The 24,207-nt window shown below is 42.6% G+C and carries 23 protein-coding genes; 14 read left to right on the top strand and 9 right to left on the bottom strand.

From position 1 onward, the window contains the following. Positions 1-35: 35 nt before the first annotated feature. Complete coding sequence (gene murI / locus KIK04_RS00245) at positions 36-818, bottom strand: glutamate racemase (protein ID WP_232276363.1); 783 nt, start codon at positions 816-818, stop codon at positions 36-38. Positions 819-823: 5 nt separating this feature from the next. Next, complete coding sequence (locus KIK04_RS00240) at positions 824-2,560, bottom strand: proline--tRNA ligase (protein WP_232276362.1); 1,737 nt, start codon at positions 2,558-2,560, stop codon at positions 824-826. Between the two features lie 1,132 nt (positions 2,561-3,692). Between KIK04_RS00240 and KIK04_RS00235 the strand changes: the two genes are divergently transcribed. The 8 genes from KIK04_RS00235 (at position 3,693) to KIK04_RS00200 (ending at position 13,165) form a co-directional block, all read left to right on the top strand. Continuing rightward, on the top strand, positions 3,693-3,869 hold the full coding sequence (locus KIK04_RS00235; RefSeq protein WP_232276361.1) for a gallidermin family lantibiotic: 177 nt from the start codon (positions 3,693-3,695) through the stop codon (positions 3,867-3,869). Between the two features lie 78 nt (positions 3,870-3,947). Then, entirely contained in the window at positions 3,948-4,124 is a 177-nt protein-coding gene (locus KIK04_RS00230) for a gallidermin family lantibiotic (protein ID WP_232276360.1), read from the top strand. A gap of 220 nt (positions 4,125-4,344) precedes the next feature. Further along, positions 4,345-5,073, top strand: a complete 729-nt coding sequence (locus KIK04_RS00225; RefSeq protein WP_232276359.1) for an ABC transporter ATP-binding protein — start codon at positions 4,345-4,347, stop codon at positions 5,071-5,073. Next, positions 5,070-5,867 carry a DUF2705 family protein gene (locus tag KIK04_RS00220; protein ID WP_232276358.1) on the top strand — a complete coding sequence of 266 codons (798 nt, stop codon included), beginning with the start codon at positions 5,070-5,072 and terminating at the stop codon, positions 5,865-5,867. The genes KIK04_RS00225 and KIK04_RS00220 overlap by 4 nt, the downstream gene beginning before the upstream one ends. A gap of 12 nt (positions 5,868-5,879) precedes the next feature. Next, positions 5,880-6,647, top strand: coding sequence for an ABC transporter permease (locus KIK04_RS00215; RefSeq protein WP_232276357.1), 768 nt, complete (start codon positions 5,880-5,882; stop codon positions 6,645-6,647). Positions 6,648-6,723: 76 nt separating this feature from the next. Next, complete coding sequence (locus KIK04_RS00210) at positions 6,724-9,906, top strand: lantibiotic dehydratase (protein WP_232276356.1); 3,183 nt, start codon at positions 6,724-6,726, stop codon at positions 9,904-9,906. Then, positions 9,903-11,786, top strand: coding sequence for an ABC transporter ATP-binding protein (locus tag KIK04_RS00205; RefSeq protein WP_232276355.1), 1,884 nt, complete (start codon positions 9,903-9,905; stop codon positions 11,784-11,786). Before KIK04_RS00210 ends, KIK04_RS00205 begins: the two co-directional genes overlap by 4 nt. Then, the gene (locus KIK04_RS00200; RefSeq protein WP_232276354.1) at positions 11,783-13,165 is read left to right on the top strand and encodes a lanthionine synthetase C family protein; all 1,383 of its coding nucleotides are present in this window, start codon (positions 11,783-11,785) and stop codon (positions 13,163-13,165) included. Before KIK04_RS00205 ends, KIK04_RS00200 begins: the two co-directional genes overlap by 4 nt. 148 nt (positions 13,166-13,313) lie before the next feature. Here the strand turns inward: KIK04_RS00200 and ablA are convergent, their stop codons facing one another. The 5 genes from ablA to KIK04_RS00175 all read right to left on the bottom strand — a co-directional run bounded on the left by ablA (position 13,314) and on the right by KIK04_RS00175 (position 18,282). Then, positions 13,314-14,738, bottom strand: coding sequence for a lysine 2,3-aminomutase (gene ablA / locus KIK04_RS00195; protein ID WP_232276353.1), 1,425 nt, complete (start codon positions 14,736-14,738; stop codon positions 13,314-13,316). 439 nt (positions 14,739-15,177) lie between these two features. Continuing rightward, positions 15,178-15,537, bottom strand: coding sequence for a DMT family transporter (locus KIK04_RS00190; protein WP_232276352.1), 360 nt, complete (start codon positions 15,535-15,537; stop codon positions 15,178-15,180). Then, complete coding sequence (locus KIK04_RS00185) at positions 15,537-15,866, bottom strand: DMT family transporter (RefSeq protein ID WP_232276351.1); 330 nt, start codon at positions 15,864-15,866, stop codon at positions 15,537-15,539. The genes KIK04_RS00190 and KIK04_RS00185 overlap by 1 nt, the downstream gene beginning before the upstream one ends. Positions 15,867-15,883: 17 nt before the next feature. After that, positions 15,884-16,423, bottom strand: coding sequence for a TetR/AcrR family transcriptional regulator (locus KIK04_RS00180; protein ID WP_232276350.1), 540 nt, complete (start codon positions 16,421-16,423; stop codon positions 15,884-15,886). 200 nt (positions 16,424-16,623) lie between these two features. Then, the gene (locus KIK04_RS00175; protein WP_232276349.1) at positions 16,624-18,282 is read right to left on the bottom strand and encodes a sigma-54 interaction domain-containing protein; all 1,659 of its coding nucleotides are present in this window, start codon (positions 18,280-18,282) and stop codon (positions 16,624-16,626) included. A 237-nt stretch (positions 18,283-18,519) separates the two neighbouring features. Here KIK04_RS00175 and KIK04_RS00170 point away from each other — a divergent pair, with 237 nt between their 5' ends. From KIK04_RS00170 to KIK04_RS00155, 4 genes are all read left to right on the top strand, one after another. Continuing rightward, positions 18,520-18,957: a hypothetical protein gene (locus KIK04_RS00170; RefSeq protein ID WP_232276348.1), complete on the top strand. Its 438-nt coding sequence runs from the start codon at positions 18,520-18,522 to the stop codon at positions 18,955-18,957. A 25-nt stretch (positions 18,958-18,982) separates the two neighbouring features. Then, positions 18,983-19,531 carry a GNAT family N-acetyltransferase gene (locus KIK04_RS00165; RefSeq protein WP_232276347.1) on the top strand — a complete coding sequence of 183 codons (549 nt, stop codon included), beginning with the start codon at positions 18,983-18,985 and terminating at the stop codon, positions 19,529-19,531. A gap of 21 nt (positions 19,532-19,552) precedes the next feature. Further along, a complete protein-coding gene (locus tag KIK04_RS00160; RefSeq protein WP_232276346.1) occupies positions 19,553-20,017 on the top strand; it encodes a GNAT family N-acetyltransferase in 465 nt (154 codons plus the stop codon). A gap of 117 nt (positions 20,018-20,134) precedes the next feature. Next, positions 20,135-21,301: an epoxide hydrolase family protein gene (locus tag KIK04_RS00155; RefSeq protein WP_232276345.1), complete on the top strand. Its 1,167-nt coding sequence runs from the start codon at positions 20,135-20,137 to the stop codon at positions 21,299-21,301. Positions 21,302-21,303: 2 nt separating this feature from the next. Here KIK04_RS00155 and KIK04_RS24350 read toward each other — a convergent pair whose 3' ends face one another. Both KIK04_RS24350 and KIK04_RS24345 read right to left on the bottom strand, forming a co-directional pair. After that, positions 21,304-21,468, bottom strand: a complete 165-nt coding sequence (locus KIK04_RS24350) for a tubby C-terminal domain-like protein (protein WP_442951200.1) — start codon at positions 21,466-21,468, stop codon at positions 21,304-21,306. Between the two features lie 22 nt (positions 21,469-21,490). Then, positions 21,491-21,658 (bottom strand): tubby C-terminal domain-like protein, encoded by a 168-nt coding sequence (locus KIK04_RS24345; protein ID WP_442951122.1) that lies wholly within the window; start codon positions 21,656-21,658, stop codon positions 21,491-21,493. Between the two features lie 400 nt (positions 21,659-22,058). Here KIK04_RS24345 and KIK04_RS00150 point away from each other — a divergent pair, with 400 nt between their 5' ends. Beyond that, a complete protein-coding gene (locus KIK04_RS00150) occupies positions 22,059-22,958 on the top strand; it encodes a serine/threonine-protein kinase (protein WP_232278887.1) in 900 nt (299 codons plus the stop codon). 38 nt (positions 22,959-22,996) lie between these two features. Continuing rightward, entirely contained in the window at positions 22,997-23,683 is a 687-nt protein-coding gene (locus KIK04_RS00145) for a 3'-5' exonuclease (protein ID WP_232276344.1), read from the top strand. The last annotated feature ends 524 nt before the right edge of the window (positions 23,684-24,207 follow it).

Genomic DNA, 24,207 nt, shown 5'->3' with positions numbered 1-24,207 from the left:
GTTTTAATCTTGTTGGTCTTGGTTTGCTAAAGGATCTATTGGTTGCGCAGTATATGAAGCGCTGTTTCCATCTTGTGAATGTATGCCTGATCTTGACTTGAACACCTAAAATCAACACGGTCATACCCATCTTTTTGTAAGCTACACGAAACCGGACCCTCATGTTCCAATATTTGTACAAGTCTGCTTACAGTTCCGGCACTTCCATCGACGATATCAATGTGGCTCGGCAATATCTCTCTTAATATGTTGGTATAAAAAGGATAGTGCGTACATCCAAGTACAACAGTGCCAACATGTTGAAGAGGATAGGATGATAGTTTGGTATGAAAATAATTGCTCATGAATGATCGATCAAAGTTTAACTGTTCACAATAGTGAACTAATTCCGGTAAAGGTAGTGAGTCGACGATACTTTGGTCATCCAAGCGAGCGATTAAATCCTTAAATTTAGACTGCTTTAACGTTAATGGCGTGGCAAGAACGAGTACTCTTTTTCCAGTGGTCCGATTTAAATCTAATGCGGGCTTTACGGCTGGCTCCATGCCAATAATCGGAATCGAATACGTCTGTCTTAATTGAGAGATCGCGATACTCGTAGCGGTATTGCAAGCAACAATTAGCGCTTTGACTTCCTCTTGCACGATAGCGGCTACTGCCTCATTCACATGACGCATAACATCTTCTTTGGATTTCGTACCGTAAGGCACATGCAACGTATCTGCGTAATACAAAAAATGCTCATGGGGCAATCGCTTCATCGCTTCATGCAATACCGTAAGGCCACCGATCCCTGAATCGAAACATGCAATTCTCAATGTGTTCACCTCAGTTGTTGAAAAATAGATTCGACGGCATCATCGACATGTAATAGGACGCGCTCGTTCGTCGCGCGCATCACGAGTTCAACTTCATGTTGCGCGGCATGTTTGCCAATGACGACTCGAATAGGAATTCCGATCAGATCGGAATCTTTAAATTTTACCCCAGGACGCTCATCGCGATCATCCAACAGTACCTCGATATGCTTCTCTTGCAAGCGATGGTACAGTTGTTCTGCAAGTTTCATTTGCTGCTCGTCTTTGACGGATATGGGTACAACGTGAACGTGAAACGGAGCAATGGACTTTGGCCAAATGATCCCATGCGCATCATGGTTTTGTTCCACAATCGCAGCTAGGATGCGAGAAACGCCAATCCCGTAACAGCCCATGATAAGCGCTTGTTCAGCACCTGCTGCATCTAAATAAGTGGCACCGAGCTGCTCACTATATTTGGCACCGAGCTTAAAGACGTGTCCGACTTCGATCCCACGGAAAAATTGCAGTTGCCCAGACTCACAGCGTGGACATCGATCACCTGCAACGACATTGCGGAAGTCGCCCGTTTGCGCATGCGGCAGGTCCCGTTCCGGCCAGATATTTTGGAAAAAGGAGCCCTGTTCGTTGGCGCGCAACATTCCATTTGTTACATGTACGATCGATTGATCGATTAACACGGGTATGGTCAATCCAAGCGGATCGACGAAGTGAAGTGGGGTACCGATGATCTGTTCAATAGCCTCATGATTTGCTATTTCAAGTTGCTCAGTCCCAGTTGCACGTTTCACTTTGATTTCATTTACTTCGTGATCGCTACGAACGATTACGGCTATAGCATTTCCGTCTGCGAGGTAAAATTCCATCTTCAATCGTTGTGATTGATGGGATTGCTGCGACGGAATGTGATTAGCACTGCCCAACTGACTCAACGGATTCAACTGATCCAATTGAGAGATGTGAACCTTTTCTGCATTCGCTATCGTTACATCAGATTGGGATGGGGTGAGAGCAGGGTCAGTCCCTGCCTCTGCCTTTTCTAAATTAGCTGCGTACGTACAGCATGTACATACAGCAACTGTGTCCTCGCCGATCTCGGTTATGGCCATAAATTCGTGCGTTCCAGCCTCGCCGCCAATCGCGCCTGCATCAGCTTCGACCGCACGATAATTCAAGGCGCAGCGCGTAAATATGCGTTGGTACGCATCAAACATCCGTTGATACGATTGGTCTAGTCCTGCCCAATCGGTATCAAATGAATAAGCATCCTTCATTAAAAATTCTCGGCCTCTTAACAGCCCAGAGCGGGGACGTCGTTCGTCGCGAAATTTGGTTTGAATTTGGTATAGTATGGTTGGCAGTTTCCGATAAGAGTTTATTTCATTACGAACTAAAGTCGTAATGACTTCTTCATGTGTAGGTCCTAGCGCAAATTCCCGATTGTGCCGGTCGTGCAAACGAATTAATTCAGGGCCGTACACGGAATAGCGGCCAGAAGCTTTCCATAGCTCAGCTGGTTGCAGTGCTGGCATTAATATTTCTTGTCCGCCTGCACGGTCCATTTCTTCGCGCACAATGCGCTCCACTTTGTGCAGCACGCGGCGACCTAATGGCAAATACGTATAAATACCAGCCGCCAGCTGACGGATCAGGCCAGCCCGCAGCATCAATTGATGGCTGATTACTTCTGCATCGGCTGGTGCTTCGCGCAAAGTGGTTAGTAAAAGTGTCTGTTGTCTCATCTGGCTCTGCCCCCTAAGTTACATGACTCGTTTTAACACGCAAAAAGACACATCCGTCAGGGACGAATGTGTCGTGGTACCACCCTAGTTTAACCGCCATTACATATAGCGGTCCTCAATCGATAACGGTAGATTCCGGCAACGGTCTGTGATTACGATATACGCTAACGTGATTTCCCGCTACAGCTCGCAAGGTAGGAAGTATTCACTCGTTTCAAGAAACCTTTCAGCCACTGGGTTTCCTCTCTGGGTCAACGATGCATGAATCTTATGTCCTTGGTCGATGCTTTTCCTGTATGTTTCTGTGAATTGGTTTCAGCTAATTTACATGATTTGCTTGCAATAGTCAAGATGCTCAGTAAATAGATTGTTCATGAAATAAGTTGTTCATTAGACCCGTTATTCATCAGTCTAACGGAGAGGAGTAAGAGGGAATTAAACCAAATCGACATAAATGTAAATATATTCAATTTTACAAGGGAGGGAATTCAAAAAAATGTTGTATATTGTAAAAATATAGGTTGACATTTACGTTTCATATGGTACATTTAAATTAATAGAGTTAATTATATGAAATTTTATTTGTTGTAGTAAATAATGTGCTTCCATTGGAAGTGATGCGAGAGCGATAACAATAATTTCATTGAAACTAACTTATTAATCAGGTATATACTACTCCAAGTTTCCACACACCACAGTGAATACGGCTTGTAGGCGAAGTTCACAATATTTTATATACATCTTCTGAATTTTCTTCTGCCTTCTATTGTATTATCCAACTCTCAGCTTTAATGATTGCTTCCTGTTCTATTTCATCTTCTGCTAAACACTATGGCTTGTCCGTATTTTCTCGAAATAAGTTTGAAGTTAAAGGTTGTAACTGATTCTTCTTTTTCATAATATAAAGCGCTTCCAACACAGCCTGATCAAATCAAAACGCCACAATCGGCGGGATTAATTGCTGGATATGTCAATATTCTCATCTGATAATAATCAGTTCGAGATATTGTTCATATATAATCTCCTATGGATTTATTAATAGGGGGAGAGTAAAAAAGTGGCGGAGAAGAATAAATTTACTCCGTCATACTTGGAGAAATCCAAGAATTAATCAAAATTGAAGGAGGTGAAAATGATGGCTAACAATCAATTTGATTTGGATGTGCAAGTCAACAAAACACAAGGTGATGTTGAACCGCTTTTTATAAGTGTATGGAATTGCAGCGGTGGTTGTGGTAACGGTAACACTGCTGGTACTTGCGTTGAGACTTGTGGAAAATGTTTCTCTAACATTGGAGCATTGTGCTAATTAACTAGGTTAACAAAGGTTACGGTGTAGCATGTTCGTTAACAAGTATTCATAACTGATGGCAATAAGGAGGTGAAAATGATGGCTAACAATCAATTTGATTTGGATGTGCAAGTCAACAAAACACAAGGTGATGTTGAACCGCTTGTTACAAGCGTGTGGAATTGCAGCCGTGGATGCGGTAACGGTAACACTGCTAATACTTGTGTCGAGACTTGTGGAAAATGCTTCTCTAACATTGGAGCATTGTGCTAATTGACCAGGTTGACACAGCTTGCTGTGTAGCAAGTTCGTTAACAAGTATTCATAACTGATGGCAAGTGGACGAACATGTCCGTTGTTATACGAGAAAGGGGGACTATTATGGTCCCTCCTTTCCTGTTTGAAATTTAAACTATCAGATTATATTTAAGTGTAGGGTCTGGAATAGCGCGAAGCTATAACCCAAATTGAATGGATTCGGGAGGAAGGAATCATGTCCAACATCATTCTCGAAGTTAACGCGGTAACAAAAAAAATTGGAAAGCGGAATCTTATTACGGAAACTACTTTTTCACTTGAAAAAGGAAAAATATACGGTTTTATTGGACCGAACGGGGCAGGCAAAACAACGTTGATGCGTATGATGACAGGATTGATTCGTCCAACAAGTGGCAACATCTTGATTGACACATTTGATTTGCAAGCCAATCGAGAAAAGGCGCTGTCCAAAGTTGGTGCAATTATCGAATCTCCTGTCTTCTTTGAATATATGACAGGTCGGCAAGTATTGCGAAATTTGTCACGGTTACATCCTACTATTGCTTCATCGGAAAGAGAAATGCACATTGAGCAGTTGTTAAAAACGGTCGATCTTCATACGAGGGGAGATGACCGTGTCAGAACATATTCGCTCGGTATGAAACAAAGACTTGGCATTGCGCAGTCTTTGCTTGGTAATCCAGAACTTCTTTTACTTGATGAACCTTCTAATGGTTTGGATCCAATGGGAATGCGGGAGTTGCGTGACATTATTTTTCGTCTGCGTGACACAGCAAACTATGCTTTTTTTATTTCGAGCCATTTGCTAGATGAGCTGCAACAAATGTGCGATGAACTAGTCATTATTCGAAATGGAGCTATCGTTTGGAAAGGACCAACCCATCAATTGGTTCAAGATGGACAACGTTTAGAAGATGCTTTCATGGAGTTGATGCTCTCATGAAAACATTACTATATTGTGAATTCACTAGACTGTGGCAAAGACGGTGGCTGTGGCTGGTAGTTCTCTCCTCTCCGATCCTTGCATACATAACGGGAAGTTATTTTTTATGGTTGCACGCAATTGATTCTTCGGCTGTATCAGATACCTTATTTCCTATCGTTGGATTGCGGGAGAACTTGCATCTGATTTGCAATATTGTTATTGCTGCAATAGTGGCTACGATTTTTACCGAAGAATTCAGGGGTGGGCAACTGCGTCTATTATTTTTACGTCGTTTTACTCGTGGACAAATATTTTTCAGCAAACTGATTGTTGTCTATTTGTCGGTATTTATTTTACTTGTTGTCTTAGGTCTCTCCTTATGGGGTGTTGGGGAGCTGCGATTGCCGGATGAGGAAAATAGCGTTCGATTATCACTCGCGTTCAAATATACGATTTTATACTATTTACTCGGCTATGCAACGCTGGTTTGCATCGGTAGTTTATTCGCTTTCATTGCAATGTACAGTAAAAATGTAACGTATGCACTCGGCATTTGCATGGCCTATATTTTAGCAGCACTCTTATTCGATGGGTTTTATTTGAAATTAGCTGCTCTTTTCTCGGGAATTCCATATATTCATGAATTGATTTCATATATGCTAATTCCTTATACACAGCGCGTTGGATTAGACGCATCATTCTCTGGTGTTGCCACGACGAATGGGGCGCTATTGACGATTTTTATTTTGCATGTGACCTTATTTAATTGGCTTGCATATCGTCGTTTTGTTGCAGATGATTATACGTACTAGGAGGAAACCCTAATGTTTGGAATCTGGGTGAGTGAACTTGAACGTATTTGGAAGAGAAAATCAATGCTCTTTTTAAACAGCATCTTATTATTTTTAGTATTAATCAACATATGGTCCTTGAAGATTAACGGTTTCGGAGAATTCCGTTTTGGAGAAGGCCGTATACTCATGCACGACTTAAATATGCCATGGTTTATGATGAGTGGCGTTTCTTTATTTTTCGTATTGGCTATCTTACCTGTCATCTATGTCGATCACTTAGGAGGTGAGATACATTCTGGCGCTTATAGATTATATATGTTGCGGCCTTTTCATCGTTATCAACTATGGCTTGCTAAGTTATTGGCCTTAGCTGTTACGACTGTTATTATGATAATTTTCACATATATAATTGCGGTTATTTGTGCTAAATTATTTTTCCCACAAAGTGAGACTCTCGTTAAATACGGTGAATCCACTGCCGTAGGGAAGACAGAGGCGTTGCTGTACACGGTTAAATTTTATGCGTTGTTTACAGTGACGTGTCTTACCAAGCTGATGTTCAGTAGTGTTATATGTTTATTCGTGCCAAAACCAATTATTGCTTATATTGTTTTATTTGCTGCTTCAATTACGCTTTACCAAATCGCAAAGCCTCTCATCATCGTTTTTGACCCTTTTCAGCAAATTCTTCTGGCACTAAGAACGGAGGGGGCTCCTGAATTTTGGATATATGCATTAGGAACTACAGCAGTATGTACAGTTGTTAGTTTCCTATGCTGGCAAAGAAAAGTGGTATAGTAATTGAACAAGGGATTGTGCGGAGGTAAGTATATATCAATTTATTATTAACTTTATTATATAAAGGGGGATGCATATGACATCAAATAAAAATGTATATAAGACGTTGGACTTTTTTATGGTAAGGACTCCTATATTGCCGCTTAATCTGTTCACAGCGAACTTCCCCTCAGAGTGGGACAATAATAATGATGATTTGAAACGATTCTCCTTGAATTGTCTAATCCAATTATCTAATGATCCGATCATTCGTGAAGCGATTATAGCCTCGAGTCCTAGCTTACTGCAATCTTTATCCCATCTAAGCAACGAGGACAATTTACGAAAACAAGGACAAGTAGTTAAGGGATTTATGCGCTATCTTTTAAGAATGATGTCTCGACCAACACCATTTGGCTTGTTCTCTGGAGTGACACATGGTCACTTCGCCAATCAGTCACAGCTTAACTTGGAGGGGATACATCAATATCGCAAAAGAGCTAGGCCTGACATGGAATGGCTATTAAAATTAACTGGAAAGTTAGAGAGCCAGCGTGAAATTGTGTCCCAGCTACGAATTCAACGGAATACGCTAATTTATCGACAAGGTGATCGTGCCAAGATTCCGTATACAACAAGATACGGTAGGCTAAATTCTGGGGAAAATGATAGTGTATCTGTGCGGGCGTCTGCAGTGTTCGATAAGGTGATGGAAGTTTGTGCGAATCAAATCCCTTATTTAGAATTAATTTCTATCCTACAGGTAGAGTTCGTTGAAGCTAGCATGGAGACGATTCATCAGTATGTTTGGCAGCTTTTTGAACAAGAGTTTTTAATTTCGAATTTGCGTCCTCCGACGACGACGACGGAACCGTTCGATCATATTTTATCTGTATTAGATCCAGTAACAGGAATTGAGGAACTAAAAACGGAGTTAAGGCAAATTCGTATCGACATTCGTCAATATGACGATCTTCCGATAGGTCAAGGTGAACAACAATTATTAAACCTTCGTCAAGCGATGGATAAAATTGTTGAAGCGAAATCATCGTTGCAAATCGATTTGTCCTTAGAAGATCAGTCAATAACGTTGCATAATAGGATTCGTGAAGATGTTGAAAAAACGGCTGATCTAATGAGTCGAATGGCGACCCAAAGCAACCGACATTTACAGGAATATCAATTAGAATTTTTAGAGAAATATGGACCTTATCGTGAAGTTTCTCTCCTTGAATTGCTTGATGAAGAGATAGGATTAGGGCCACCAGTGACTTATGATAACCCTCCGAGCTATCAACGAAGAGCGAACCATTCGGCATCCGTCATTGCGAAGCGTGACCAATTGCTCCTTAATTGGTTTATGACATCCTTACATAAAGGAGTCACGGAAGTAGTGTTAACGGACGAGATGATCGAGCAGCTTCTGGAAAACTCGGATTCCGCTGATATCATGCCTGCTCCTTCAATGGAGCTGTACTTTTTGCTAGTTGCACATAATGAGGATGAAATTGAAAGAGGGGAGTATAAACTCGTTTTAGGACCAAATCCAGGATCAGTCGGTGCTGGTAAAACGTTTGGAAGGTTTATAGATATGCTTGGAGATTCGTTTAAAGAAGAGTTCGGTATTATTAATGATGAAGAACAACGATTATCTCCACATAAGATATTAGCGGAAATATCGTATTTACCAAGTGCGGGAAGATCGACGAATGTTGTACTTACCGAAAACTATAGAAAATATGAAATTGCGATTGGTACGAATCATACTGTAAGCGCAGATCGGCAAATCCATGTATCCGATCTTGTTGTCGGTGTGCGAAACAATGCGTTTTATTTAAAATCTCGAAAAAATAATCGAGAAATTGTGCCTAAAGCAGGTCATATGCTTAACTATCAAAGTGCACCAAATGTGTATCGCTTCCTGATGGAAATGGGTCAAGAAGGATGCAAGCAATGGACAACATTTGATTGGGGAGCGGCAATAAAGTCTCCTTTTTCACCACGTTTAAGATATAACAATGTCATACTTAGCCCAGCTACATGGAGAATTCACATTCATCAAAAACCGCCCGAGCAAGACAATGGTGCTTGGATAAAACGCATCGTGGAACAATTCCGCATGGAATGGAAAGTACCACGATATGTATACATGGTTCAATTCGATAATCGTATCTTGCTAGATTTGGATCATCCGTTACATATAGAAGAGGTTTACAAAGATTTAAAATCAAGTTCAACGGTTACGTTAATTGAGCATGTTGGAACGTTTGAGGAGGCACCTATTCAGCGAAGCGATGGGCGCTTGACCGCAGAATTCGTCTTCCCACTCGTAAAACGCAACGAGTCGTTCAGCAGTTCTATTGAGGAAGTCGCGGGGACAATTGACAATTCTGATGCTCTAAACTTACCTCCAGTTAATAAAATGGAGCGAGTCCACTTGCCAGGTGGAGAATGGTTCTACGTCAAACTATATGGTTTGGATAGTCGTCAAGATGAGTTTATTGGCCGATATTGGGAAGCGTTCGTTCAGCAATGCCGCGAAGCAGGTGTTATCGAACACGCATACTTTATTCGTTTTTTGGACCCGATCCGTCATATTCGTGCACGCTTTCAAATGCCAAGTGAAAATAATCAACATCAATTCCTGCCGATTTTCCATAAGTGGACAAATAATTTATTAAGTGAAGGTTTAATTACAAAGGTAGTTATTGACACATATGAGCCTGAGATTGAACGTTACGGCGGACCGGAATTAATGGTATGTGCAGAGCGTATGTTTGCTTTTGATAGTCATGTAGTTGCAAATTTGGTTCGTCTTACCCGATTTAATCAGATTCAGCTCAGTCAAGAAATAATTTCGATTTTGAGCGTCATTGAACTATTTTACCAATTTGGTTATAACGATGAACAGATTGTTCATCTACTAAATCGACATTTTGATGTTAAGGAATATTTAGATGAGTTCCGAAAGGAACGTGCATTGTTGTTCCGAATTTTAACATCGGATAAATCTGAATTAAAGTCTGTACACCCTGAAGGAGATATGATAGCTCAGATTTGCAAACTGAGAGAAACAGCGGTAAGCGATTATCAGGAGAAGATTGTTGATTATGAACAAAAAGGTATGCTGATGAACACGAGAGAAGATATTTTGTTCAGTGTTATACATATGCATATTAATCGTTTGCAAGGAACTGATCGAGATAAAGAACGTAAAGTCATGATTATGGCTCGTCATACAATGAATAGTTTGGTGCAATATCGGAGGAAATGCAAATGACAAGCAGTCAAGAAAATTTGCAACAGAACTCAGTTCATTCGTTTTGGAAGTCGGCTCGGAATGGACTCCAACTGTTTCAGTTAATATTTCGTTTGAATAAGCGATATATGATTCCAAGCGTGTTCTTGTATATTGTACAGGGGGCATTGCCTGTTGTTACTTTGCTTGCCATACAAAATTTACTGAATAGTATTTCAACTGCAGGGGAACAAGGTCATTCTGTCGTATTTACTCACTTCGCTATTTTTGTATTTATTTTCATATTTAAAAGTATTGTTGATCTGATGAAGACATACGTGGAAGGTAATCTTCAGATTGCACTTTCAAATTCAATGAATGTGATGATTTGTGAAAAGTCAACTAAGCTTGGTCTAGCTGACTACGAAAATTCAGAAATAAATGATCAACTAAAGCGTGCTCATCAAGAATCATCGTATCGACCGTATCAATTGTATACACAAATGGCGGGTATGATGTCTAGCTTTATTACGATATTCTCATCAGCAATGCTGTTGATGGTCTGGAAATGGTGGATCGTTCCTATCATCATAGTCGTTTCTTCATTATCTTTGTTCTCCATACTGAAATTGAATCGTGAACAATTTCAAATTTACATGGATCGAACACCACAAAATCGGCAAGCTTGGTATATGACCTATTTGTTAACGAATGATAGCACATTTAAAGAGATTAAACTGTTTCAGCTAGGTCCCTTTTTACTGAATCGATACCGTGAATTGCTGAACCGCTTTTTTCTAGTCGATCGACGAATGCTTGTAAAGCGTACTCGAATTACATTTTTGTATGACATGCTGGAACTTGTTTTGTTTTTCTGGCTCATTTGGCTCGTGGTTCAAGAAGCCTTTGTAGCAAAAATTTTAATTGGAAGTGTGTACGGCTACATTCAAGCAATTATGTTAACGCAAAGCCAAATGCAGACGATGATTTCAGGGATTGTACAGTTTTCTCAGAACAATTTATACATGGAGCAGCTGCTATTATTTTTAAAATTACCTTCATCAGATCCTGTTTATCGGCAAAAGCAGCTTGCTGTTACAACAGGGTTGCTAAGTGAGAAGAGCAATCGGATTGAGGAAGTTCGTTTTGAGAAAGTTTCTTTCCGCTATCCAGGAAATGCTTCCGATACAGTTCGTAATTTGAATTTAACGATGAGAAAAGGCCAGACGACAGCGATAGTTGGGAAAAATGGTTCAGGAAAGTCAACTCTTGTAAAGTTGTTGATGCAATTATATGGGGATTACCGTGGTGATATTACGATTAATAACCGTCACATTTCAGACTATGATCTGGAACAGTTTCAAAAGCGGCTGGGAATTGTGTTTCAAGATTTTGTCCATTATGAAATGTCAGTACGGCACAATATTGGATTTGGCGCATTAGATGAGCTTGAGCGAGATGACCATTTGATGAATGCGACCAAGTATGCTGCGATTGACGATGTTATTCAACAATTACCACAAGGATTGGATACACAGTTAGGAAAATGGTTTAAGGAAGGATATCAACTTTCTGGTGGGCAATGGCAGCGCATTGCTATTGCTCGTGCGTTTTTACGAAATGCAGACCTGTATATTCTGGATGAACCGAGTTCGTTCTTGGACCCGATCGCAGAGCGGGATTTACTTCAATTGTTTAGAAACATAATGGAAGACAGAATAGGTATTTTCATCACACATCGTATTTCGTCGGCACGTTTAGCTGACCAGATTATTGTGATGGAAAACGGTGAAATTATTGAGCAGGGAACGCATGGGGAATTGATGCGTGCCGATGGTGTATACGCGCAAATGTATCAAATTCAGGCTAGCTCATTTGCAGAGGAAGCGGAAACGAATGTAGTGGGAGGCGCTCGGATATGACAACGGTAAAAACGGCAGCAGCAAACTGGCTCCCTTTAGAGGGAGAACTAAAAGCTAGAGCATTGCAGGTATTAAACGAAATTAAAGTCAGGTATAAGGATCCTGAAAAAGTTCGCTCGTTAATGAAGCAAGTTCCCAAGCAAGAAGTAGATGGAATTAAAATTGACAGGTGGTCGGATGAAACCATTGGGAGTGGTTTTACAGGTATTTGTTTACTTCTTGCACAGCTGGATCAATTGTTTCCAGACGAAGAATGGGATTTAGTTGGCCATCAATATTTACAGCAAGTTCAACAGGTTCTTGAACAGGATGGAGTTAATCGGTTATCGCTTTATAGCGGATTAGCTGGCATTTTAGTAAGCATTCGGGCTTTATCACGGGGTGGAACACGGTATCAGGGAATGGTGAATGCGATTGCAGAATGGTTTGAACAATTAATGCTGCAAAATATTCAAATGTGTAAGCAAGAATGGGAAGCTGGTCGCGTGCAAATGAGTCAATATGACACGATTGAAGGATTTGCAGGAATGGGACGAGTTGCTATGTTATTCCCAGAACGACCACAAATGAAATTGGTATTGGATCAAATGATAGATTTATTCCATGTTCTGTGTGGAGATAAGGATCTAAATGGATCCAATATGCCTAGATGGCATATCGAGGCACAGTATCAATTTCAAGATCGGGAGAAGAAGCAGTATCCGAACGGGAACTTTAACTTAGGCCTGTCTCACGGAATTACAGGACCTTTATCTTTTTTAAGTCTATCTGCGTTGCACGGTGTAACAGATGATTTACTGGTTTCCAATATTTCAAAATTGGCGGATTGGGTATGTAAGTGGCAGGTGAATAGCGAGAGGGGTGCCGTTTGGCCTGGACGAGTAACTTTTGAGGAATTCATGCAAAATGAATTGCAGTCTAACAGTACAAATGATCATAGGGACTCATGGTGCTACGGTGTACCAGGAATAGCAAGATCAATTTGGCTAGCTGGGAAAGCTGTACAAAATGAAGAATGGGTTTCGCTAGGCTTAAATGCGTATCTTGGGATTGAGAAGCGAATAGAGACGAATGGCGGATTGACGTCAGCGACCTTATGCCACGGTGTGAGCGGACTATTGCATCTTATTCAGCGCATGTATTCGGATACAGGGCATGAGAGTCTTGGTAAAATGCGTGATGATTTGACTAGGAAAGTATTGGATATGTATGTTCCGGAATCATTGTTCGGCTACTATGACCATAATTTTATTGATGGAAAATTGCAAGAAGTAGATGAGGCTGGATTTTTAACGGGGACGGCTGGGGTAGCAGTTGTATTAGCATCTTTAATCGGAGACGAAAGTCCAGACTGGGATCTTGTGTTATTGATTCAATAGCTTACGGTATAAAAGAAGGTACAGACATACACCAGCTTGTGGTATTAAGGTGTTGTGCGCTGTACCTTCTCTTTTACATGATGAACTTTGTTCATTTCCGTGTCAGACATTCACTAGTAGGCGCCATTCAATCGTCACTCGAACGAGTTCAACTTTTATTTTCTTTATTCTGCTTGGCTTGCATCAGCTTCTGTTTCATTTCGTCCCGTTTAGGGCGGCGATCCTTCAATGTAGCATGTGCTTGCGATGATTCATACGTTTGCCTTTTGCCAATGCGGCGCAAGTTTTCGGGCACAAGATTGAATCTTTCATCTTTCATCAACGCGATAATGCCGGTATGTTCGGCGTGTTCAGTAATTCCGTAAATGTCGTTGAAATATTCATCTGCTCTGCCGGGAACATAGTTCTGGGGCTCCGGATAGCCGACGATAACGCCTTCATAATTGCGCAAAATGACTTTGTCCGCGCTATGCGAAATGACATAGTTCGGCTGGAGCGAAATTTTACCGCCACCGCCAGGAGCGTCGACGACAAATGTTGGCACCGCATAGCCCGAAATATGTCCCCGCAGCGACTCGATAATTTCGAGCCCTTTAGAGACAGGAACACGAAAATGGCCGATTCCTTCAGATAAATCGCATTGATAAATGTAGTACGGACGCACACGAATTTTGACCAAATCGTACATGAGCCGCTTCATAATTTGGGTGCTATCGTTAATCCCCGCCAAAATAACAGACTGGTTGCCTAAAGGCACACCCGCATCTGACAACATGTCACAAGCTTTTTTTGCCTCCTCCGTAATTTCTAACGAATGGTTAAAGTGCGTATTCAACCAGACGGGGTGATATTTTTTTAAAATCGTGCACAATTGCTCCGTAATCCGCTGTGGAAACACCACGGGGGCGCGTGTGCCGATACGAATAATTTCGACGTGCGGAATGTCGCGTAAATTTTTTAAAATGTATTCCAAAATGGTGTCGTTAATGAGCAGGCCGTCACCGCCAGACAGCAGCACGTCACGAACCTCGGGCGTATCACGAATGTAAGCGATTGCATCATCGAGCTGTTTTTTAGGTACCCCCATGCCAACCTGGCCGGAAAAGCGGCGGCGCGTACAGTAACGGCAATACATCGAGCATTGATTCGTGACAAGAAACAGGACCCGATCCGGATAGCGGTGGGTGAGACCAGGCGTTGGCGAATCTTCATCTTCGTGTAAAGGGTCTTCTAGATCGTACTTGGTCTTTGTCAGCTCCGCCGATAATGGAACAGACTGCATTCGAATGGGGCAGCGGTCATCGTCTGGATTCATGAGCCAAGCATAGTACGGTGTAATGTTTAACGGAATCGTCTGGGTTGAAATTCGCACGCCTTCCTCTTCATCAGGTGTCAAGTTGACGACTTGCTTCAACTCATCTAGCGTGCGAATTGTATTCGTCAGTTGCCATACCCAATCATTCCACTGTTCATCCGTGACATCTTTCCACAGCGGAACCTCTTTCCAATGCCGTTTGCTGCTTAAGGGGACATTGGGATACTCCGTATGCTCATGCTTCGTAAATGTATTCATCTTCCGCACCTCCATCATGGATCGTTTACACCATATAAGGAAGCAAAAACAATGCCAACTAGGGGAGACGTTAAGGAGTGGTTGAGCAGATGAAGCGACACGACAACACTTGATGAGCATGATGATGAAAAAGGAAGGTTATTGATGCGTAGGTAAGTAGTTTAATGAACCAAGCTAAATGCAAGTAGCTGTGAGGTTGGGTAAAGTGGTGGAGTTAGTGCCAAAAATTTGGCGGGCTTCAAGGCATCGTTCTTTGGAAGAGAAGGCTTCATAGTGAGGCATAAGCTGAAAAGGATTAGGTCAAACCCAAATACGTAATCCCTTGTCTGCAACGCAACCATTATGGACAGGGAATCCGCTATTAAGCCAATAACGGACTCCCTGTCCTCCAGATTCATCGGCTACATCAGCCCACATAGCGGATCGTCAGTCCGCGACCTCAAGCGGATTGTGCTTGTTCTTGGTCAGAGGAGGTGCGATTTGAAGTTGAGGCGTTCAACAGCGTGACGCCACCGATGATAAGCACTAAACCTAGCAAAGTCATCATACTAAATGGTTCTCCCCATATAAAAATACCAATAAGGGCGGTTAACGCAGTTCCTACACCTGCCCAGATCGCGTACGCCAAGCTGAGTGGAATGGTTCGCATGCATAGCGACAACAAATAAAAAGTAGTACCAAATCCGATAAGTACGCCTATAGAAGGAAGCAGATGCGTAAACCCATCAGACAATTTGAGCATCGAGCTGCCAAGTAATTCAAAGGCAATTGCGCCTGATAAATACCAATAACCTTTCATTAATGAGCACCACCATTTGCAAAATTTAAGACGACTGTGCCACCGATGATCAAGGCGAGGCCGAGAAATGTTTTCAGATTGGAATGTTCTTTCCATATGACAATCCCGATAACAGCCGTTAGTGCAGTTCCCACGCCTGCCCAGATCGCGTATGCTAAACTTAAAGGCAGCTCTTGCAGCGCGAGCGATAAGGTGTAAAAAGCGACCCCGTATCCGATAACGACCCCTAATGAGGGGAGCCATTTGGAAAATCCGTTCGATACTTTTAAAAAGGTACTAGCTATAACTTCACTTACAATAGCAATGGCTAAAAACAAAAAGGTGTACATGTTGTTCTCCTGTTCTCTTAGGCTGTCATTTCCATGAGCCGTTGAAAAATGTGCTCTCGCATCTGTGACGATATCGGTGTTAAATGGACCATTTCCGCGTAGTATAAGCCGTCAATCGTTGTAGTGATTATCGCGGCTGATACAGGATCGATTCCATCCTGCTCCATAGTTTGCCGTATCTGGAGCAGACTATCATCGAAAATCGTGAGCCAAGACGGATTATGGGCCGAAGCGGCTAACATACCCGCATACACGCCTGATTGATTCGTTAAGTCCAATTTCGATGCTTGAATATACGCACGGCACCATTTTCCTTTTTCAACGGGATCTTGCGCGGCAATTGTCTGAAAGGAATGCATAAACTCGTTCAAGATATGCGTCACCATGCTTTTAATCAGCGATTCCTTATTCGGAAAATGATAGAGCAGGCCACCCTTGCTAACACCGGCTTTCTTCGCAACAGCTTCCAATGTGAGGGCGTTAATGCCATCGTTGAGAATGGTGTTGACGGCCGCCTTTAAAATTTGGTTGTTCGTTTTTTCTGCTTTTGCAGACATCACTTCCACCTCAAAAAAATACCGTCTGGACGGTTTTTTAGTTGCAGTAGTATTTTATGATTAAATCATGGCAGTTGTCAAATGAAGAGCCTTAGACCTGATTCGTATGCATCTCACGAAACTCACAAATTCATGAATCTCACGAAATTCACACGAGACGTGTAAGGCTCCAAGGCTCTAATTAGTTTGCCGTGCGATGGTTATGGCTTTCTAACAATTCCATACCGACTCATTTTGTATTGTAAAGATTGTCGAGTGATGCCTAAGTCTTGAGCGGCGTTGCTCACATTATATTGTTGCTGTTCTAGAGCGTTTATGATGGCGTTGTATTCCATTTCCCGAATCATCTCGGTCAATTTTTGCGGACCGGACTCTGGTTCAGAAGTAGGGGACGGAATAGATGCATGCGTTGTGGAACAGGTCGCCATTTGGGCGTTGTTGGGTGGCATATGCGCTGACTGTCCCAAATAGGATTCGAGCACGTGCTCTGCGTGTGAGTCGATCCGCTGTCTAAGGTAAGCAGGTAAATGATGCTCTTCGATGAATTCGTCGTCCAGTTCCATCATATTGTAAGCCGATTCGACGGCATGGCGCAGTTCACGGATGTTGCCAGGCCAGTCATAGTGCTTAAATCTGCGCAGTGCGTCAGCGCTAATGCTCGTAATTTTCATACCAAAGCTATCGTTAAATTGGTCGATAAAATGTTGGATCAGCAGCGGAATATCTGCTTCCCGCTGCCGCAACGGTGGCAGGCACACATTGACGACGTGCAGCCGAAAATACAGATCGTGCCGCAAAATGCCCCGCTCCAGCGCTTCCTTCGGCTCCATGTTCATCGCGGCAATAATGCGCACGTTGACTTGCTGTTCCTTCGTAGCGCCGACACGACGCACGCAGCCATCTTGCAGCACGCGTAGCAGCTTCGCTTGCAACATCGGATCAAGGCTGTTCAGCTCATCCAAAAACAGCGTACCGCCATCGGCCTGCTCGAACAAGCCTGCGCGATCAATAGCTCCCGTAAACGCTCCGCGGACTGTGCCGAACATGAGTCCTTCCATTAACTCCGCCGGAACCGCCGCACAATTTTGCGCAATAAACGGCTCATTTCGCCGGATGCCTGCATTGTGTATACTCTGGGCAATCAGCTCTTTGCCTGTTCCGGTTGGCCCACAAATAAAAACAGGCGAATGGGATCGAGCTGCCTTTTTTGCTAAAGAAAGCGCATCCAAGAAAAGCGGGCTTTGTCCAATTAAATCACTAAAATGATACTTGGCGGTACCCGAATTCCATGGCCGTACCTGTCGGCGGTTCGTTCTGTGACTGGTAGAACCTTGCTGAAGGTGCTGACTATGCTCGTTGTACAAGCGATGTGGACTGTACTCACCGTCGCTTGATTGCCGATAAAGCTGGTCCTTCAGATCTAAAATTTGATCATAGAGATGGGTGATGCTCGTAATATCTTTGGCGACTTCAAGTGCGCCAATAATGTGCCCTTCCTCATACAGTGGATAGGTACTGTTAATCGTCGTAATGCGTTTGCCAGCTAAAGTGACATAAGTTTGGATATGGGAAGGAATAAGCTGTCCCGAGCCAAGTACTTGTGCAAGCGTACTTGTGTCGCTTGTCAGGGAAGGGTAGAGATGGAACACACTTTTACCGATTACGTGTTGGCGGTCGAGCCGATCAATTTCGGCCATTTTGTCATTGTAAAATATCGTAATTCCATCTTGATCTACAAGATGAATCCCAACATCAATCAGATGAAGGATGGATTCGAAAAATTTGGCGCCATAATCGGCTTGGCTGAACATGATTTCACCATCCAATTGAGATAAAATTGTCGTTATTAACCATATCATAAGTGCCGTTGCGCTTATTTGAGTTCCATTTTCAACAAAACATCTTTCTGCATCGTATATTGTATGTAACTGCTGCTCGTCATAACACGGGAACATGGGGGGCTACGACTAAACATTGATCGTATGTGTAAGGGATTCCAACGCCCTTATCGATCATATGATTGCACCTAATTATGTGGTATTATATGGATTAAATGTGGTGATGGCAGTCTGGATACGAAAGTGGGGGAACCGGTAATGAATTCTTTTTTTTCAATTGTGTTGGCGCTTGCGATTATGTGTAGTGGATACAGCAATCCGGGTGTGAACACGGAGGGAACACCAATTCCAAGTGTTATGTCTGGCTTAGCAGAAGATGACACATTGAAAGTGAGTATCCATGCGACAAAAGAAAAGAATAGCTTACTGTATAAGACGAAAATCACATTTACGAACAAAACAAATACAGGTATAGACTTGATTTTTGATTGCGGTTCGCTTATTTCCAGTGCCTCTATCTCAAAGGGGGATATTTGTCCAGCCGTTTACTCTATGTTGTTGAAAAAGAGTAGTACAGAGGAGAAAGTCGGCATGTATGACAAAAACTTTTTTGAAGGTAGAACACTATCCGTGACTTACGAGCAAGAAGAGGGTGTTAGGAAGGTGTTGGAAATTAAATTGAAAGCAAAAAAGTGAAGTGGCAACCAATAAGGAGGCTAATATGATCGACATCAGGGAAATGCAACTAGACGAGTATACAAAGTTAAACGAGATTGATCGCTCCGAATCTATCAATCTTATTTATGTCAATCAAGGTAATACGGTCGTTGAAGTCAAAGCACGGAATGAATGTCCAAATTGGGACGACACGCAATTACAAGAGATACAAGATCGATTTCAGCATGAAATAGCAGCCGGGGGATTGGCGTACGGAGCTTTTGTAGAGGATCGCCTTGTTGGCTTCGGAGTGCTCGGGCATAAATGGAGAGGCAGAAATCAAGATCAACTCCAAGTCGATTTAATGTATGTGTCGCGTCAGTATCGTAGACAGGGAATCGGTGCACAGCTCATTCGACATTTACGTGATGCTGCGCTTTCCAGAGGAGCCGCGTATTTATACATCTCGTCTACGGAAACGGAATCGGCTGTTAACTTTTATCGAGCTTGTGGGAGTCAGTTAACGCCGGAAGTAGACTCCGAATTGTTCGCCAAGGAACCGGAAGACATTCATATGATTATACCTTTAACGCGCTCGGCTGCATCAAATTAAACGATAACGGAGGACGAAACGATGAACGAAATAAAGCTAGACGATAAAGTGATTTTAACAGCAGCTTGTGGGTCAAATGAAGAGGAAATCGATGAAGCAGACTATGATCTCGTATGCGACAACTTATATGAGTACAATGTTCAAGCAACAAATGGACTGCTGGAGAAGCCGGGGAAAGATATTAATTTATTTCTGAAAAATGAAGCGGGAACGGTGATTGGCGGTATATTTTGCGAGACGTTTAACTATTGCTTATATATCGATGTGTTTTGGATTGAGGAAGCGTACCGGAATAAAGGCTACGGCAAGGTGATGATGGCGGAGGCTGAAAAATTAGGCAAAGAGTTGGGCTGCGTATTTGCACATACGAATACGTTTAGCTATCAGTCGCCGCATTTTTATACGCGGATGGGGTACGAGCAATTTGGCGTTATCGATGATTATCCAGACGGAATTAAACAATTTTTTCTGAAAAAGAAATTGTAGACCCTCCTTTTCAAAACACCATCTACCAAGACCGATCATAATTAGATATATAAGTGTTGCGGGGGGATCGTATGTTCGCTATACTATGTTCAACTTGAGATAGCGAGGAGCAACCCTATGAACATCAAACCGTTTCAAGTCCACATTACAGATGAAGCCTTGACAGACTTACAGCATCGATTATCGCTCACAAGATGGCCGGATGAAGTTGTCGGTGCGAAGTGGGACTATGGTATTCCACTCCAAGTCATGCAAGGCATCGTGAGCTATTGGGCGAACGATTTTAATTGGCGTGCTGTTGAGCAGCGCATCAATGCGTTGCCTAACTTCACCGCAGAGGTGAATGGAATGAGCATTCATTTCATTCATGTGCGGGGGAAGGGGCCGAATCCACAGCCGTTGCTGCTTCTACATGGCTGGCCGAGTTCATTTTATGAAATGCTCGATATGATTCCTTATTTGACGGACCCAGCAAGCTTTGGCGGTGATGCGGAGCAATCATTTGACGTCATTATTCCTTCCATTCCGGGGCACGGCTTTTCCGATGTGAGCGTGGAGCCTGCATTTGAGGATCGTCAAGTCGCGCATCTACTCGTTTCCCTTATGCAGCAATTAGGCTATGACCGCTTTGGCATTCATGCTTATGATTTAGGGTCAAGCATTAGTGGCTTGCTATGCTTAGATGTTCCGCATGTTGTGACAGGCTATCATACGACCAATCCTGGTAATCCGAGCCCTCCTTTACCGCAAGATCGTTCACAATTAACGGTAGAAGAGCAGCAGTTTTTGTCCGTTATGAAGAGCTGGGATCAAGAAGAGGGCGGATATTCACATATTCTTGGCACGCGCCCGCAGACATATGCTTACGGGCTTAACGATTCTCCAGCTGGCTTAGCGGCGTTTATTTTGGAAAAATGGTATGCATGGACTGCTCCTCCGAATGGGCAGCTCGATACGCATTTTAAGTTAGAGGATTTACTAGCTAATGTCTCTATTTACTGGTTTACACAAACGATTAATGCAGCAAATCGTTATTACTATGAAGGCAAACATATTAAATGGCCAGGTCCTGCGGACACCATCACCGTTCCGACAGGTGTTGCTTTGCCTGCCACGCAACCGAATGATCGTGCACCACGAGCCTATGTAGAGCGCTTGTTTACGAACATCGTCAAATGGGACGAGCTAGGCAAAGGTGGGCATTTTGTCGCCCTTGAAGATCCGCGACTCGTGGCGAGCATGATTGCTGACTTTTTCAAAAAGCTGGCTAAATATTCTGAATGACCTTAATGACCTACATAAAAAATGCATTGAAAAAGGCACACAAAAAAGGCAGGGTCTTGGATAGGACAATCGTCTGCTATTTCTAAATGAGTCTGGAACCATTCGGACAGCTTCATTTTCCATCTAACGACTTCTTGGCCTCGATAGTATACCTTTACCCAGTCCATTAGTTCTTTTTTGATTACAAACTCATCTGCAAGATAAGTCATTGAAGTCTAAAAAACAATCTGCGATTCTAGTTGTGAGATTGCTATAGTTTCTTCTAAATGAACATACGACCTGACCTTCAGAACTGAGTACATTTGTTAATTTGGTTGATGTTTTTATTTTGGGTGGTGAATACGAATATTTGTTCATCGTAGGCGTCCTTTCCGGAATCCACATATACCCAATGTAGTCTGATTCCATTATAATACAAGTGGAATGATAAACGGCATTAACTTTTTGTAAAATAGGGGGCTGTATGACGTTGCTCCAACATTATGAAGGTCAATATATAAGAATAATGATGCGAGATCGGGGTTGGTTCATAGGCCAACCTCAACCGCTACAAGCTGATCAGCAAGATGATACGTGTTCTCTCGTTCATATTGTGATTTCACCAGATATGGAGTCGTATCCCTTGGGTGATATTTGGATTGAGCACGATGCTATCGACAGCATTGAATTGTTGGATCAAGACGTCCAGCAAGGCATCCAACTAACCTTGGATTACGTTCCAGATATTGCTAATTATGATCATGCCGTCAAGGAGACCATCACGAACGAGTTTACTCCAATTACCACCACACGAGATGGCGTTACGTTTCAATTAAAGCAAGAGCATCATTTTAGTTGGCTGTCACGACTTGGGACTGTATTTGCTGTGTTTGACCAGCAAGATTCAGGAAATATTAGCTTTGGAATTCAGGCAAAAGGGCAGAAGATATTTGTTAAGTTTGCTGGAGCACGCACGATCAATTATGACGGTGACCCACAAGATGCGGTGATCCGTCTCAAGCGAGCCGTACGTATTTTTAGTGACTTGCAGCATCCGCATCTTGTGAATATCATCGAACATTTTGCAGTCGATTCTGGATATGTATGCGTTTACGAATGGTTCGAGGGAGAAAGTCTGTTTGTACACGCTCACGCGGCGTCATCCATGTCAGCTACAAATGGGCAGCTTGATTCTCCCATTACCCGGTTTAGAAAGCTGCCGCTTGAACAGCGGTTAGCTGCCATAGCTAGCATTTTCAACTTTCATCTTCAGGTTGAGGCATGTCAATATGTAGCCGTTGATTTTTACGACGGCAGCTTGCTGTATGATTTCGAGCAGCACATCATTAAAATATGTGACATCGACCTCTATGAGAAACAGCCGTACACGAATGTAATGGGGCGAATGTGGGGCTCGTCACGTTTTATGGCACCGGAGGAGTTTGAGCTTGGGTCCATACTCGATGAGACGACGAATGTGTATCGAATGGGGGCTACTGCGTTCGTATTGTTAGGTGGAAGCCTTGATCGTTCTTTGTCCAAATGGGAAGCAGGGAAAGACTTATATGACGTTGCATTACGTGCTGTAGCAAGTGATCGTCAGGATAGATACGCATCTGTGGCTGAATTGGTAGCAGCTTGGGAATTAGGGCTTGGCCACGCGGTGCAACCATTGTAAGTAAATATAAGAGCGAACAGGGAAAAGGGGAGTGTACAGTGAAAATCACGGTATATGAGAATGAGTATGTCGTAGAGGGTGTTGTTGTTTCAGACTTACAGCAGCGTACATTTTGCATCTTTGATTTTGAAGGCACAGGCATTGACTTTCGAACGGAGTGTATCACACAAATTGGTGCACTTCGTGTTGAGGGTGAGGAGCCTAACCATTCACAAATATCGTTCAATTCCTTAGTGAAGTCACCTAAACGAATTCCTCCCCAGATTGAGGAGCTGACCGGAATTACGAATGACGCGATGACGGACGCCCCTTCGTTTCCCGACGTGTATCGCCAATTTGCTGAATTTGTGGACGGGACCGTGCTTATCACACAGGCAGGCTATGAATACGATATTCCGATGTTGGAAAAGTATTGCGAACAGCACCAGTTACCGATGCTGACTAACCCTGTTATCGACACGAAAGCGTTGTTTACGAACATTCATCCCGAAGTAACAGATGTCGTCTCCGCTGATTTTTTAGTCCAGTACTATCAGATTGAGACCGCACATTTAAAAAGACATGACGCTCTAGATGACTGTATTTTAATCGGACACATTTTAAAGCATATTTTAGACGAGTACACTGAAAAAGGCCTGACAACGTTTGATACAGCGGCTGGATTAAAGGTGAAACGTTTTATTATGCCAAGTATGTATTTGGAAAATAGTCCGACTACAGAATAACGCGCTGAATGTGCAAAAAAATAAATCGTTCGCCGTGTTTCGCCATCGATTGAGACCGCGATTGTCTAATTGGCATGGCCTGTAGCGAATGCTGCGCTTACCCGGGAAATAGGGAAATGATTTAAATTGACTCTTTTCTTTGTAATAGCTCCCCTTGTAATATTTCATCTAATAGTGGGCGTGTTTGGTTTAACAATCAAAGATGATGAACTTGTATACAGTCTACTTCTGGTTATTATAGGATTATTGTTTAGTATTGATTACAAGGTATCGCAAAAAACAATAATGTTAAAAGCAGCCCCTATTGCTGGGCTGCTTTATTTTTCTAGTAAGTAAAGTTGTAACGGTCAAAGTATTCTGATTAAGTAACACCGCCAAAATCAATACTAACAGGAACGAAAGAAATTCCAATTTTCCCAGGCAAGTTTCTGTGTGCATATCCTACTTGAAAAGCTCCACTGCTACCTTCATATTCCTTTCTAGCCCTGATTGTTTGTTTTCAAAGCCATAATTACCATCTGATG

The sequence above is a fragment of the Paenibacillus sp. 481 genome (genome assembly GCF_021223605.1).
In the GTDB taxonomy this organism is placed as follows: Bacteria; Bacillota; Bacilli; order Paenibacillales; family Paenibacillaceae; genus Paenibacillus_B.
Note: the sequence above shows the minus strand (reverse complement) of the source record. Positions and strands in the feature narration are given on the sequence as shown.